We start from the raw sequence: 12,731 nt of genomic DNA, 5'->3' as shown, positions 1-12,731 counted from the left end.
GGGGCGATGGTGGTCTCGGTCATGGGAATTTCGTCCGGAGCTTGTCTTGCAAAGGTGGCCCGTCTGGTGCCACGACGGGGCGAAGGGGTCAAGGATTTTGACCGCAGGACGTCTTATATCAATGCCCGATCAGTGCCGTCGCCTTCGCCCTGATCTCGGCTAGCTCGGCTAGCTGGACCTGCCCTTTGTATTCAGCCTTTCGGGCACGCCAATCGAGGCTCTTGATCTGGTCGGATAGTGCAACGCCTGGTCTCGCGCCTGAAAGCACCACTTCAAAGGGGTAACCCTTGACCCGCGTCGTCATCGGACAACACAGCATCAAACCAGTCTTACCGTTATAAGCCTTAGGGCTAATGACCACGGCCGGCCGATGTCCGGCTTGTTCATGACCAGCCTGCGGGTCGAAATGCAGCCAGACAACGTCCCCTGCTTCAGGCACGTAGGAAGGCCCCATCAGAGCATTTCCTTGCCGACAGGAGCGCCGAAATCCTCCTCGGAATGCAGGTTGTGTTCGGAAATACCGCACAGAAGTTCGTTCAGATCGCAGGAAGTCACCCTCAAGGGCTCAATCACGATCCTTCCGTTTTCCTCACGGACATCAACTTCGGCGTTGAGCTTCAAGTTCGCCGCATCCAGAACCGCAGCCGGAATACGCACCGAAGCACTATTTCCCCACTTCCTGACCGTGACGCGCATTTTCGGAAACCCTCATCGGCTGACGGCACTTACCCTACCACTGAAGAGGCAATGTATCAACATTGTCGATACACATACCATCAACTTAGAGACAGGGCAAGCCAGCCTTCTATTCGTCCTCGTGTCGGACACGGTATTCGCCGGTCTTTTCATCCTTGACCAGCGTGCCATGGGCAGCGTTGCGGCGTTCCTTGTGCACACGCTTCGACTTTGCCGAAAGCTTTTCGGCATCGCTCACGAAACGACGGTAGAACCAGTAGATCCCGCCGGCAAGAACGATGAAAAAGATGATCCGCGACATGTTCCTCCCGCGACGTCAGAGCCCGTAACGGCTCCACAATGCTCTCTCTTCCAGCGTTTCGGCAAGACCGGAGACGGCGGCTGCGGCGATCTCGCCCATGCCGTCGGTCGCGACGGAAACACCCGGCACACGCCGGCCGAAGAAATCGCGGGCGCCGGAGACGAGTTCGAGCTTGGCATCCTTGCCATAGCGCTTCTTGATCTCGCTGCGCATGTCGCCCAGGCTGTCGACGAGGCCGAGTTCGAGTCCGCGCCTTCCGGTCCAGAAGAGGCCGGAGAAGAGCGAGGGATCATCGGACAGCACGCTGCCGCGGCGGTCTTTCACCATGTCGATGAAGACCTGGTGGATCTCGATCTGCAGCGCCTTCAGGTATTCGATATCGCTTTCCTTTTCCGGCTTGAAGGGATCGAGGATCACCTTGTTCTCGCCGGCGGTGTAAACACGCCTTTCGACACCGATCTTCTTCAGGAGTTCCGGGAAACCGAAGCCGCCGGAAACGACGCCGATGGAACCGACAATGGAGGTCGAATCCGCGATGATCTCATCGCCTGCCAGCGCGATCATGTAGCCGCCGGACGCCGCGACATCCTCGACGAAAACGAGGACGCGCTTGTGCTTTTCCTCGGCCAGCGCGCGGATGCGATCAAAGATCAATCGCGACTGCACCGGCGAACCGCCGGGCGAATTGAGCGACAAGGCGACAGCGGGGCTGTCCTTCTTCGAGAAGGCCTTTTCCAGCATGGGAGCGACGCTCGCAAGATTGAGATGCGGCTTGAACTTGCCGCCCCCGCTCATGATCGCGCCGTGCAGACGCACCACGGGAATTACCACGCTATCGTTCCGAAACCTCTTCGGCAAAAGGCGCTTCAACCATCCGGCCATCAAAAATCGCTCACTGTCCTGTTACGTGCTTCGACACATGTAGGAAGATTGGCGGCAGGCGCAATGCCTGTCCGTCCGGTCGCTTATCGTCGAAAGCACCAGCCGTCAAATCCGCAGGGGAAAGAGGTGGAGAAGGCGGTCAAAGTTGGGGACACTTCTTCGAAACGGCACGAAATCCGGGCCGACTTCCTCAGCCCCGCGGATAGGCGGCGCGGCCGTTGTTCAGATCGTCGACGAAGGCGGAAAACCTGTGGCTTTCGGGGTCATCATGCATGAGAAGCGGCGAGCGGAAGTTCAGCCGCGCGCGCGAACCCTTGATGGCGGTGACGAGGATGCGCACCGCATTTTCTCCGGCCCGCGGATAGACGGGGGTGATCTCCAGTCCGCCGAAGCGCCGGCCGCAGGCGGCAATGATCTCGGCGACCGATTGCGGGCGGGCGATCAGCGACAACTGCCCTCCCGGCACCATGATCGCGCCCGCCGTCCTGATCCAGCTTTCGAACAGGCCTTCCGTCATCGCATGCGCTTCCGCCTTCAGGATATCCGGCGTCTTGCGGTCTCCGGCATCGTTGAAGGGCGGGTTCATGATGACATGGTCGAAACTGTCATCGGAAAGACCCGCCGCGACGCGCGCCCGTCCGGTCAGCGTAACATCGGCCTCGATGACCCGAACCCGCCGGCGGAGCGCGGCATTTTCGGGCAGGTCCAGGCTCTTTCTGGCATAGGCAACCATATCCGGCGAACGCTCGACCAGCGTCACCTCGGCATCGTCGAGCCGTGCGGCGACCGCCAGGCCTGCGGCGCCTGCACCGGCGCCGAGATCGGCGAGGCGGAACGGTTTTTGCGCGTCGACCAGGGAGGCCAGCAGCATGGCGTCCATGCCGGCACGGTGGCCCCTGCCCTTCGGTTGCACCAGATGAAAGCGCCCCCGATGGAAGGCATCGACGGTATCGGCGGCCACGCTCGGCACGATTATCGGTCCTCGTCCCGCAATTCGTTGGCAAGGCCTGCATCCACCAGCAGCGTCCGCGCTTCCTCCGCCCGTTCGTCGGCGACGAGCAGACGGCGCGGCAGCATGCCGAGCGACCCCTCCAGAATGCTCATGGCCTGATCGGCGATCATGCAGGAAATGCCCGCGTCCTTGAGCAGACTTTCGGCAAAGGAGAGGAGAACGGCGTCGTTGCTGCGGATAAGCTCGTGCATTTTGCTGGAAACCCCTTTCAAATCGGCGTCACCGACCAATTCGGGACTTGCCGTTCATGCCGCCGCTTTTTATTGTCGCCGCGAGAATTGAACAGGAGTCCGGTACGTTGGGCGTAGTCATACCGCTTGAGGAAAACAAAAACAAACAGGCTTCCATCAAGCCTCTGGTGGACCTGACGAAACCAGGCATGGAACGGGTCAACCAGTTGATCCTGTCGAAGGCCGGTTCCGACGTGCAGATGATTCCGGAAGTCGCGAACCATCTGATTTCGTCCGGCGGCAAGCGGCTGCGCCCCATGCTGACGCTCGCATCCGCCGCCCTGTTCGACTATCAGGGCGACGGCGACGTGAAGCTCGCGACCAGCGTCGAGTTCATGCATACCGCCACCCTGCTGCACGACGACGTGGTGGACGAAAGCGATCTTCGCCGGGGCAAGTCCACGGCCCGGATGATCTGGGGCAACCAGGCAAGCGTTCTCGTCGGCGACTTCCTGCTCGGCCAGGCCTTTCGCATGATGGTGGAAGTGGGCTCGCTCGACGCGCTCGACGTCCTGTCCTCGGCGGCCTCGGTGATCGCCGAGGGCGAGGTGCTTCAGCTTTCCGTCGCCAAGAACATGGAAACCACCGAGGATGACTACCTCTCGGTCATCCGCGCCAAGACCGCAGCGCTCTTTGCCGCCGCGGCGGAAGTCGGCCCGATCATCGCCGGGGCCGACAGGGCCGGCCGCAATGCGCTCAAGTCCTATGGCATGAATCTCGGCCTTGCCTTCCAGTTGGTCGACGACGCCCTGGATTACGGCGGCAAGGCAGCCGATCTCGGCAAGAATGTCGGCGACGATTTCCGCGAGGGCAAGATCACCCTGCCGGTCATTTTGTCCTACCGCCGCGGCACGCAGGCCGAACGGGAATTCTGGCGCGAATCCATCGAAGGCGGGCAAAATGACGACGCGCGGCTCGAAAAGGCGCTCGGCCTGATTACCAAATACGGCGCGCTTAACGATACGATCGCCCGCGCCCTGCATTACGGCACGATTGCACGCGATGCGCTGGCGCCCCTGCCCGATACAGCCTACAAGTCCGCACTGCTGGATGTCATCGACTTCTGCATCGCCCGTGTGAACTGACCTCGCGCGGGATCGAAGCCGTGACATCGCCTTGCGGGGCTGCTTCAAAAAAGCCATGCTGTTGGGCGAAACATGGCGGATCATGGGGCAGACGCCATCCTGCTCGCCTCCTTATCGATTCTTGAAAGGCTCATTCATGCGGCAAAGCTTTGCCCTCCGTCTTCTTACCGGCACGGCGCTTTCGCTCCTGGTCTCGATCATGCAGGCGGGCATGGCCGCCACCACGGCCTTCGCCGAGGATAAGGCTCAGACCGAGACGTTCGATATCGGCAGCGTGGATACCTTTGCCGGCGCGTTCCTCGCCGCCAGGACGGCCGATGCCGACCGCGATTATGCCAACGCCATCGCCTTCTACAAGAAGGCCCTCACCTTCTCGCCCGCCGAACTGGACATCCAGGAACGGCTGATGATCGCGCTGTTCATGAACGGCGATTACGATGAAGGCGTGGCGCTTGCCGAAGAACTGAAGCATGACGCGGCTGTGGATCGGGTGACGTCGGTTGCGCGGGCTCTGCGGGATATCCGCGACGGCAATTACGCCGATGCACAGAAGATCCTGACCTATACCGGACCGAACGATCTCGACCGGCTGATGAACCAGTTGCTGACCGCCTGGGCCAAGGTCGGCGAAGGCAAGGGCAAGGAAGCGCTTGCAATGGTGGAAGGCCTGAAGGGCCCGAACTGGTACGGCATCTTCCAGAATTACAATGCGGGCGCGATCGCCAGCGTGATCGGCGATGTCGATGCGGCGCGGCGCCACTTCAACGAAACCGTGACGGACCGGGCCGGCGGCGCGACGGCGCCCGACACCTTCATGCGCGCGGTCATGTCGCTTGCCGCCCTCGAAGCCCAGGCCGGCAACAAGCAGAAGGCGCTCGACGCCATTTCCGCCGGCGACGAGATGATTACGAATTACGCGCCGTTCAAGGCGCTGCGCGACCGCATCTCGAAGGGCGAAAAGCCCGAGATGCTTGTCAAGACGGCGAGCGAAGGTGCGGCAGGCGTGCTCTTCTCCATCGGCGGCGCGCTCAATAGGGACGGCGCGGAAGACACCGTCATGCTCTATCTGCAGCTTGCGCATGCTCTGGACAAGAACAGCGCCGACACGCTGATCCTGCTCGGCGGTATCTCCGAAAGCGCCAAGCAGCCGGAACGGGCAATCCGTTTCTATAGCCAGGTGCCGGCCTCCTCGCCGATGCGCCGCATCTCCGAACTGCAACTGGGGCTGACGCTCGCAGAGACCGGCAAGGTCGAGGAAGCGCGAAAGCACCTGAAATCGCTGATTGCCTCCGATCCGTCCGATATCCGCAGCTATCTTGCCTATGGCAGCGTATTGTCCGACGCCAAGGACTATGCGGCGATGGCGGAAAACTACGACGAGGCGGTCAAGATCATCGGCAACGCACCGCAGAAGGGTCACTGGTCGATCTTCTTCCAGCGCGGCATCGCCTATGAACGGCTGAAGAAGTGGGATCAGGCGGAGCCGAACTTCCGCAAGGCGCTCGAACTCAATCCGGACCAACCGCAGGTCCTCAACTATCTCGGCTATTCCTGGGTCGACATGAACCGCAACCTGGACGAAGGCCTCGACATGATCCGCAAGGCGGTCGAGCTTCGCCCGGATGACGGCTACATCGTCGATTCGCTCGGCTGGGCCTATTTCCGCCTCAACCGCTTCGACGAAGCGGTGACCGAACTGGAGCGCGCCGTCGAGCTGAAGGCCGGCGACGCCACGATCAACGATCACCTCGGCGACGCCTACTGGCGGGTCGGCCGTCAGCTCGAGGCCACCTATCAGTGGAAGCGGGCGCTGGCCTCCAAGCCCGAGGAAGCCGAAATCCCGAAGATCCAGGCGAAGATCGACAAGGGCTTGCCGCCGATCGAAGCCGATGCGGCCAAGGCGGCCACGCCACCGGTCGAAAAGCCGCCGGAGCCCACTCCCGAGAAGAAATCCTGACACCGTGATCACAGGCAGTCAGACGGATGAGGCGGAGGTCGTCGAGACGGCATCCGCCAAGATCAATCTCGCGCTGCACGTGACCGGGCAGCGCGCGGACGGCTATCATCTGCTCGACAGCATCGTCACATTCGCCACGGATGCCTTCGACCGGCTGAGCTTCCTTCCGGCGGATCGGGACAGTTTTACGCTGGGCGGCCGATTCGGCCCGTTGCTTTCGCCGGAGGCGACCGGCCAGGACGGCAATCTCGTCCTTAAGGCGCGGGACCTGCTCCGCGCCGCGCTCGCAGGGGAAGGCGTCTCCATGCCGCCGGTCGCGATCCGGCTCGAGAAGAACCTGCCGGTCGCGTCAGGCATCGGCGGCGGCTCGGCGGACGCTGCGGCGACGTTGCGCGGTCTCCTTCGTTTCTGGGGCGCCTCCCTTCCTGAAGACGCGCTTTTTGCCCTCGCACTCCGGCTCGGCGCCGACGTGCCGATGTGTCTTTCCAGCCGTCCCCTTCGCGCCCGCGGCATCGGCGAGGACATTGTCGCGCTGCCCGCCATGCCCGCCCTTTCCATGGTGCTCGCCAATCCGATGAAGGGCGTCTCGACGCCGGAAATCTTCCGGCGCCTTCAGGAGAAGAACAATTCGCCCATCGGCGCGACGCCGACCGGCTCCGATACCACCGAATGGATTGCCTTGCTCGCTTCGGCCCGCAACGATCTGGAACCTTCTGCCCGCGCAAGCCTGCCCGAGATCGCCGAGATATCGCAGATGCTTTCGGAAAGCGGGGCTCTTCTCATCCGGATGTCCGGCTCGGGTGCGACATGTTTCGGGCTATATGTCGATCATGCCGCAGCCGAAGCGGCCGCAACCCGGCTTTCGCGGAAGCGCCCCGACTGGTATTTTCAGGCGACGCGCACGGCCTGATGCCGGGGTATTCATCTTCATTCGGGATGCCAAGTTCCCGGTCGTGCCGTCAAGTTTCGGGAGAACCATTGTGAGCCGTATAGACGAGACGCGCCCCTTCATTCCGGTCGGCATTGCGGTCTTGACCGTTTCCGACAGCCGTACGCCGGCCGACGACAAGTCGGGCGACACGCTGGCGGCGCGTATTCTCGAGGCCGGCCACCTTCTGATCGACCGGGCGATCGTGACCGACGACCGGGAGCGCATCTACAGCCAGGTCCATGCCTGGACGCTCTCCTCCGAGATCGACGTCGTCATCACCACCGGCGGCACGGGCTTTACCGGCCGGGACGTGACGCCGGAGGCGCTGGAGCCGCTGTTCGAAAAGAAGATGGACGGCTTTTCCGCCGTTTTCCACCGCATTTCCTACGAGAAGATCGGCACCTCCACCATCCAGTCCCGGGCGACGGGCGGCGTTGCCAACGCCACCTTCATCTTCGTGCTGCCGGGATCGCCGGGCGCCTGCAAGGACGCCTGGGACGGCATCCTCAAGGCCCAGCTCGACTACCGGCACATGCCATGTAACTTCGTGGAAATCATGCCCCGGCTCGACGAGCATCTGAAGCGCGGAAGCTAGAGGCACTTTACGACGAGTCAGGCCCGCGTCTGGCGCGCCACCCAGGACGGAATGATCTCGCTTGCCAGTTGCCGCGGCTTGTGGCCAAGGGCAAGCTGATCCAGTTCCATGCCGGACTTGGCCACGGCGATGGCATGGCGCTTCGGCATCAGCAGACCGTTTTCCAGGGGCGGCAGCCGCCGGCCGATGCGCTGATAGAACGGACGCCGGTGATAACGCGAAGGGGAAAAGCGCGCCGGAACCTTGTAGAGCCCGATATATTCCGCGATCTCGTCGATCCAGCCATGCGCAGGCCGCGCGCCCGGCTCGACCAGAAGCAGCCATTCGCCGCGGGCGGCGCGCAGGACATCCTTGATGTCCCACTGGACATAGAAGCGGCAACCGGCGGCATCGGCGATCCGCGACGTGCCGTCACGCGAACCGTGGTCCAGCACCACCACGTCGCTCACAAGGCCCTCGACCGCACCCGCCACCAGCACGCCGAGCGTTTGCGCCAGCTCGGGTTCCTGATCGCGGCATTCCATAATCACTGTCAGCATCGGCTAGATTTACCGCATCGCACAAGCAATTGCCACAGACCATTTTTCAATTTTGTTCTTGCAATGTTCTCATTTTGACGCTAGGAATTTAATCATCAACGGCGCGCTGCAAGCAGTCGCGAGGAGCAAACATGAACGAGCTGTCTCTTGTGGGGCAGGCTGCTTTCCAGCCTGCCAATACGGCGGATATTGCCGATGCGATGATTTCGGCCTCGGGGCTCAGGATCGAGATCGACCGCCGCCGCGGGCGGGGCGCCGGGATGAACCCTTCCGGCCGCTTCGAGAACCAGGAGCGCGTCGCCTTCGACGATGGCTGGGCGACGCTCGAGGAGATGCCGCCGTTCCGGACCGAGGTGCAGGTGGAAAAGCCGCGCACGGTGATTACCCGCAACGAGTCGCCGGACATTCCCTTCGACCGTTCGATCAATCCCTATCGGGGCTGCGAGCACGGCTGTATCTATTGCTTCGCGCGGCCGACCCATAGCTACATGGGGCTGTCGGCCGGACTCGATTTCGAGGCCAAGCTGTTTGCCAAGCCCGATGCTCCAAGGCTTCTTGAGCGGGAGCTCGCCAAACCCGGCTACAAGCCGCGGACCCTTGCGATCGGCACCAATACCGATCCCTACCAGCCGATCGAGCGGGAATGGCGCATCATGCGGCAGATCCTAGAAGTGCTGGACAAGGCGAACCATCCCGTGGCGATCGTCACCAAGTCGGCGCTGATCCTCAGGGATCTCGATATCTTGTCCTCGATGGCCGAGCGCGGGCTTGCCAAGGTGGCGATTTCCGTGACGACGCTCGACCGCAAGCTGGCGCGCAGCATGGAACCCCGCGCCTCGACGCCGAGCCGCAGGCTGGAAGCGATCCGCGGGCTTTCGCAAGCCGGCGTGCCGACGGGCGTGCTGGTTGCCCCTGTCATTCCGGCACTTAACGATCACGAGATCGAGCGGGTGCTGGATTCGGCCAGGGCCGCGGGCGCCACCGAAGCCGGCTATGTCTTGCTGCGGCTGCCCTATGAGGTGAGCCCGCTCTTCCGTGACTGGCTGCTGCAGAATTATCCGGACCGCTATCGCCACGTGATGTCGCTGGTGCGCTCAATGCGCGGCGGCAAGGATTACGACGCCGAGTTCGGCAAGCGGATGAAGGGCGCCGGTCCCTATGCCTGGCAGATCAGCCGCCGCTTCGAAATGGCCACCAAACGGCTCGGCATGATCCGCCGCAGCATGCATCTGCGCGACGACCTTTTCACCCCGCCGGATGGAAGCGGCGTTCAGCTGTCGCTGCTCTGAAAGGGCCGAGGGCTTCGATTTCTCCGGCCGGTTTCCGGCCGGATGCATGACTTCCGGTGCTATCCGCCGCCTCGCACCGGATGACAGGTCTCCCGGCAACCGCCACGATGGTCCGTATCCCCTGACGGACATCGATGCCGGGGACTTGCAGGAGATCGGGTGGGCGTGCGATTTCTGCCGCATGAAACGCACGCCGCCCGATTCTCCGACCCTTTTCGAAGCGCTTTCCCTCGGTCCGGATTTTTCGATCGAGGCGATGGCGATTAAACAGGGACTATCGCCCGTGGCCGGTACGGACGAGGCAGGCAGGGGGCCCCTCGCAGGTCCGGTGGTGGCCGCAGCCGTCATTCTCGACCCCGGCAACATTCCTTCGGGCCTCAACGATTCCAAGAAACTGACAGTCGCCCAGCGCGAGGCACTGTTCGAGATCATCCTCGAATGCGCCACCGTGTCGATCGCCTCTTCGTCGCCTCGCCATATCGACGAACGGGACATCCGCAAGGCAAGCCTCGATGCCATGCGCCGGGCAGTTGCGGGCCTCGCTCTGCCGCCGCAGCACGTTCTAGCCGACGGACGGGACGTACCCGGTGGCCTCACCTGCAGCGGCAAGGCGGTGGTCAAGGGCGATGCCCGCTCCGTCTCGATCGCCGCCGCCTCCATTCTCGCCAAGGTGACCCGTGACCGCATGATGGCACGGGCAGGCCTCGTTTATCCGCATTACGGCTTCGCCGGACATGCGGGCTATGGAACGGCCCGGCATCGGGCGGCAATCGCCATTCACGGCCCTTGCCCCCTGCACAGAATGAGCTTCAGGCCGTTCAGACCGGACGGAACCGAGGAGACGGAGGCGGGCTGACAGCCACGTTACGGTGACCGAAAGGCAAACTGACGAACGCCGTTTTTCCGGAACTCCATCGGACGATATCGGGACGCTGGCTCAAACGAAAACCGGGGCCACCTTGCGGCGGCCCCGGTTTCAAACATCTAACCCTGAAAGCTGAACTTAGTTCAGGCGCGCCTTCACTTCGCCCAGAGCCCCCTTGAACAGGTTGTCCTGAACGCTCGCATCGGCCTTCTTGGCAAGCACGGTTTCGGCGGCTGCGACGGCGAGATCCACGGCGGCTGCACGAACGGCATTGACGGCGTCCGTCTCAGCCTGCTTGATCTTCTGTTCGGAAAGCGCGTTGCGGCGGGCAACGAACTCCTCGGTCTTCACCTTGGCTTCTGCGGTCAGGGCAGCGGCTTCGCGCTCGGCAGCGGCGACGATGGCCGCAGCCTCGGCTTCGGCTTCCTTGCGCTTGCGCTGGTACTCGGCCAGCACGTGCTGGGCCTCTTCACGCAGGCGCTTCGCTTCGGCAAGCTCGTTGCGGATCTTGTCGGCGCGCTCGTCGAGAGACTTTGCGACCATGCCCGGAACCTTCAGATAGACGATCAGGGCGAAGAAGAGGAGAAGGCCGACGAAGGCGAAGAAAGTAGCATCGAAATGCATGGTCATGCCCCCTGCTTGGCTGCAGCGCTGACGGCAGCCTTGATGTCGGCCGCGGTTGCCTTGGCACCGATGAGCTGCTCGACGATGGCTCCCACGGTATCCACGGCAATCGTATCGACCTCGGCAAATGCCTTGGCCTTGATGTCCGCGATGCGGGTTTCGGCTGCGGCAAGCTTGCCAGCGAGTTCAGCCTCGACGGCGGCGCGATCCGCATCGGCCTTTGCCTTGGCGGCGTCGCGGGCGGAGCTGGCGATCTGGCCGGCCTTCGCCTTTGCGGCGCTGAGTTCGCGCTCATAGGTTTCGATCGCCGCATCGGCCTCGGACTTCAGCCGCGAGGCTTCGTCGAGATCCTGCGCGATGCGATCGTGACGATTTTCCAGAATGCCACCAACGCGCGGCACGATGACCTTCTGCATGAGCACGTAGAAAAGGCCGAACGTAATCACCAGCCACAGAAGCTGCGACGGATAGGTCGTCTGGTCGAATGGCGGGAATACGCCGCCACCATGACCCGCTTCGCCGGGAACGCCGGTCTCCGTGTGGGTCTGGCCCTCTGCCGGTACTTCCTCGGCATAGGCGGGGGTCACAAACATGCTCACCTCCAGGTGTACTCTCAAATGCTCAAGGATCACGGACGCCGGACGGCGCGCCGTGATCCCAAACTCCGGCCGTTATCAGACGGCGAACAGGAGGAGGAGAGCGATGAGCAGCGAGAAGATGCCCAGAGCTTCCGTAACGGCGAAGCCGAATACCAGACGGCCGAACTGGCTGTCAGCGGCAGACGGATTGCGCAGAGCGCCGGACAGGTAGTTGCCGAAGATGTTGCCGAGGCCCAGAGCCGTGCCGGCCATGCCAAAGCAAGCCAAACCTGCGCCGATGAACTTTGCTGCTTCCGCTTCCATGAATGAACTCCTTCGAGATGGTTGTTGCGGCAAATTACTGACGCCGGATGACGCCAATGTCGGTTATCCTTAGTGCCCGCCGGGGTGAATTGCGTCGTTGAGGTACATGCAAGTCAGTACCGCGAAGACGTAAGCCTGCAGGAAGGCGACGAGGAACTCGAGACCGGTCAGGGCGACGGTCATGATGAGAGGCAGGATCGCGCCACCGATGCCGACCGCGCCCAGCGCGCCCAGCGAGGCGACGAAGCCCGCGAAAACTTTCAGCGTGATGTGTCCGGCCAGCATGTTGGCGAAGAGACGGACGGAGAGCGAGATCGGACGCGACAGGAACGAGATGATTTCGATCATGACGACCAGCGGCAGAAGCAAACCGGGAACCCCGCTCGGCACGAAGATCTGCAGGAAATGCAGGCCGTGCTTGTAGAAACCGTAAACGAGGACCGTACCGATGACGAACAGAGCCAGCGCGAAGGTGACGATGATCTGCGAGGTCACTGTAAAGAAGTAGGGCATCATGCCGAGCAGGTTCGCGGTCAGCACGAACATGAACAGCGAGAAGACCATGGGGAAGAACTTCATGCCGTGGCTGCCGGCGCCTTCGCGCAGCATCGAGGCGATGAACTCATAGGACATTTCAGCGACCGACTGCGCACGGCCCGGGATCAGGCCACGGTTCGAGGTCGAGAAATAAAGGAAACCCGAAGCACAGGCGACGGTCGCGACCATGAAGAGCGACGCATTGGTGAACGAAAAATCAATTCCGCCGAGTTCGATCGGCACAATCTTCTGGATCAGGAACTGATGAGTCGGATCGTTTGACACC

At 62.4% G+C, this 12,731-nt stretch carries 17 protein-coding genes; 6 read left to right on the top strand and 11 right to left on the bottom strand.

The genetic code is table 11. From position 1 onward, the window contains the following. Window positions 1-118: 118 nt before the first annotated feature. From mazF to ACLBKR_RS02710, 6 genes are all read right to left on the bottom strand, one after another. A complete protein-coding gene (gene mazF, locus ACLBKR_RS02735) occupies window positions 119-454 on the bottom strand; it encodes an endoribonuclease MazF (RefSeq protein WP_113447923.1) in 336 nt (111 codons plus the stop codon). Beyond that, window positions 454-696 carry an AbrB/MazE/SpoVT family DNA-binding domain-containing protein gene (locus ACLBKR_RS02730; protein WP_113447924.1) on the bottom strand — a complete coding sequence of 81 codons (243 nt, stop codon included), beginning with the start codon at window positions 694-696 and terminating at the stop codon, window positions 454-456. Before ACLBKR_RS02730 ends, mazF begins: the two co-directional genes overlap by 1 nt. Before the next feature lie 109 nt (window positions 697-805). Further along, window positions 806-997 (bottom strand): hypothetical protein, encoded by a 192-nt coding sequence (locus ACLBKR_RS02725; RefSeq protein ID WP_112830970.1) that lies wholly within the window; start codon window positions 995-997, stop codon window positions 806-808. Between the two features lie 15 nt (window positions 998-1,012). Continuing rightward, window positions 1,013-1,879, bottom strand: coding sequence for a S49 family peptidase (locus ACLBKR_RS02720; protein WP_113447925.1), 867 nt, complete (start codon window positions 1,877-1,879; stop codon window positions 1,013-1,015). Window positions 1,880-2,069: 190 nt separating this feature from the next. Continuing rightward, complete coding sequence (locus ACLBKR_RS02715; protein WP_113447926.1) at window positions 2,070-2,849, bottom strand: methyltransferase; 780 nt, start codon at window positions 2,847-2,849, stop codon at window positions 2,070-2,072. Between the two features lie 2 nt (window positions 2,850-2,851). Further along, window positions 2,852-3,082, bottom strand: coding sequence for a DUF2007 domain-containing protein (locus ACLBKR_RS02710; protein ID WP_113439513.1), 231 nt, complete (start codon window positions 3,080-3,082; stop codon window positions 2,852-2,854). A gap of 107 nt (window positions 3,083-3,189) precedes the next feature. On the opposite strand from ACLBKR_RS02710, the gene ACLBKR_RS02705 reads away from it, so the two are divergent. The 4 genes from ACLBKR_RS02705 (at window position 3,190) to moaB (ending at window position 7,689) form a co-directional block, all read left to right on the top strand. After that, window positions 3,190-4,206 (top strand): polyprenyl synthetase family protein, encoded by a 1,017-nt coding sequence (locus tag ACLBKR_RS02705; RefSeq protein ID WP_112830979.1) that lies wholly within the window; start codon window positions 3,190-3,192, stop codon window positions 4,204-4,206. Between the two features lie 136 nt (window positions 4,207-4,342). Beyond that, complete coding sequence (locus ACLBKR_RS02700; protein ID WP_112830967.1) at window positions 4,343-6,163, top strand: tetratricopeptide repeat protein; 1,821 nt, start codon at window positions 4,343-4,345, stop codon at window positions 6,161-6,163. Between the two features lie 4 nt (window positions 6,164-6,167). Beyond that, window positions 6,168-7,073, top strand: a complete 906-nt coding sequence (locus ACLBKR_RS02695) for a 4-(cytidine 5'-diphospho)-2-C-methyl-D-erythritol kinase (protein ID WP_414900548.1) — start codon at window positions 6,168-6,170, stop codon at window positions 7,071-7,073. Between the two features lie 70 nt (window positions 7,074-7,143). Then, on the top strand, window positions 7,144-7,689 hold the full coding sequence (gene moaB, locus ACLBKR_RS02690; RefSeq protein ID WP_112830965.1) for a molybdenum cofactor biosynthesis protein B: 546 nt from the start codon (window positions 7,144-7,146) through the stop codon (window positions 7,687-7,689). 17 nt (window positions 7,690-7,706) lie between these two features. Here moaB and ACLBKR_RS02685 read toward each other — a convergent pair whose 3' ends face one another. Beyond that, complete coding sequence (locus ACLBKR_RS02685; protein ID WP_113339472.1) at window positions 7,707-8,228, bottom strand: glycosyl transferase; 522 nt, start codon at window positions 8,226-8,228, stop codon at window positions 7,707-7,709. 131 nt (window positions 8,229-8,359) lie between these two features. Here ACLBKR_RS02685 and ACLBKR_RS02680 point away from each other — a divergent pair, with 131 nt between their 5' ends. Together ACLBKR_RS02680 and ACLBKR_RS02675 are read left to right on the top strand one after the other, a co-directional pair. Continuing rightward, the gene (locus ACLBKR_RS02680; protein WP_113447928.1) at window positions 8,360-9,517 is read left to right on the top strand and encodes a PA0069 family radical SAM protein; all 1,158 of its coding nucleotides are present in this window, start codon (window positions 8,360-8,362) and stop codon (window positions 9,515-9,517) included. A 181-nt stretch (window positions 9,518-9,698) separates the two neighbouring features. Next, a complete protein-coding gene (locus ACLBKR_RS02675) occupies window positions 9,699-10,373 on the top strand; it encodes a ribonuclease HII (protein WP_414901708.1) in 675 nt (224 codons plus the stop codon). Between the two features lie 147 nt (window positions 10,374-10,520). On the opposite strand, the gene ACLBKR_RS02670 is transcribed toward ACLBKR_RS02675, so the two are convergent. The 4 genes from ACLBKR_RS02670 to ACLBKR_RS02655 form a co-directional block, all read right to left on the bottom strand. After that, on the bottom strand, window positions 10,521-11,006 hold the full coding sequence (locus tag ACLBKR_RS02670; RefSeq protein WP_112830978.1) for a F0F1 ATP synthase subunit B: 486 nt from the start codon (window positions 11,004-11,006) through the stop codon (window positions 10,521-10,523). A gap of 2 nt (window positions 11,007-11,008) precedes the next feature. After that, a complete protein-coding gene (locus ACLBKR_RS02665) occupies window positions 11,009-11,599 on the bottom strand; it encodes a F0F1 ATP synthase subunit B (protein WP_112830961.1) in 591 nt (196 codons plus the stop codon). A gap of 81 nt (window positions 11,600-11,680) precedes the next feature. Next, window positions 11,681-11,908, bottom strand: coding sequence for a F0F1 ATP synthase subunit C (locus ACLBKR_RS02660; protein ID WP_046796018.1), 228 nt, complete (start codon window positions 11,906-11,908; stop codon window positions 11,681-11,683). Between the two features lie 69 nt (window positions 11,909-11,977). Then, entirely contained in the window at window positions 11,978-12,730 is a 753-nt protein-coding gene (locus tag ACLBKR_RS02655) for a F0F1 ATP synthase subunit A (protein WP_113447929.1), read from the bottom strand. Window position 12,731 lies beyond the last annotated feature (1 nt).

This window comes from Paenirhizobium cremeum, from assembly GCF_047553425.1.
Lineage (GTDB): Bacteria > Pseudomonadota > Alphaproteobacteria > Rhizobiales > Rhizobiaceae > Allorhizobium > Allorhizobium cremeum.
This window is presented reverse-complemented; position numbering and strand designations above follow the sequence as displayed.

What these genes read in the sequence shown, in the direction of transcription:
- ACLBKR_RS02665 (WP_112830961.1), bottom strand. Translation starts at nt 11,599, where the DNA reads ATGTTTGTGACCCCCGCCTATGCCGAGGAAGTACCGGCAGAGGGCCAG.
- ACLBKR_RS02710 (WP_113439513.1), bottom strand. Translation starts at nt 3,082, where the DNA reads ATGCACGAGCTTATCCGCAGCAACGACGCCGTTCTCCTCTCCTTTGCC.
- ACLBKR_RS02730 (WP_113447924.1), bottom strand. Translation starts at nt 696, where the DNA reads ATGCGCGTCACGGTCAGGAAGTGGGGAAATAGTGCTTCGGTGCGTATT.
- mazF (WP_113447923.1), bottom strand. Translation starts at nt 454, where the DNA reads ATGGGGCCTTCCTACGTGCCTGAAGCAGGGGACGTTGTCTGGCTGCAT.
- ACLBKR_RS02685 (WP_113339472.1), bottom strand. Translation starts at nt 8,228, where the DNA reads ATGCTGACAGTGATTATGGAATGCCGCGATCAGGAACCCGAGCTGGCG.
- ACLBKR_RS02675 (WP_414901708.1), top strand. Translation starts at nt 9,699, where the DNA reads ATGAAACGCACGCCGCCCGATTCTCCGACCCTTTTCGAAGCGCTTTCC.
- ACLBKR_RS02700 (WP_112830967.1), top strand. Translation starts at nt 4,343, where the DNA reads ATGCGGCAAAGCTTTGCCCTCCGTCTTCTTACCGGCACGGCGCTTTCG.
- ACLBKR_RS02660 (WP_046796018.1), bottom strand. Translation starts at nt 11,908, where the DNA reads ATGGAAGCGGAAGCAGCAAAGTTCATCGGCGCAGGTTTGGCTTGCTTT.
- ACLBKR_RS02725 (WP_112830970.1), bottom strand. Translation starts at nt 997, where the DNA reads ATGTCGCGGATCATCTTTTTCATCGTTCTTGCCGGCGGGATCTACTGG.
- ACLBKR_RS02670 (WP_112830978.1), bottom strand. Translation starts at nt 11,006, where the DNA reads ATGCATTTCGATGCTACTTTCTTCGCCTTCGTCGGCCTTCTCCTCTTC.
- ACLBKR_RS02720 (WP_113447925.1), bottom strand. Translation starts at nt 1,879, where the DNA reads ATGGCCGGATGGTTGAAGCGCCTTTTGCCGAAGAGGTTTCGGAACGAT.
- ACLBKR_RS02680 (WP_113447928.1), top strand. Translation starts at nt 8,360, where the DNA reads ATGAACGAGCTGTCTCTTGTGGGGCAGGCTGCTTTCCAGCCTGCCAAT.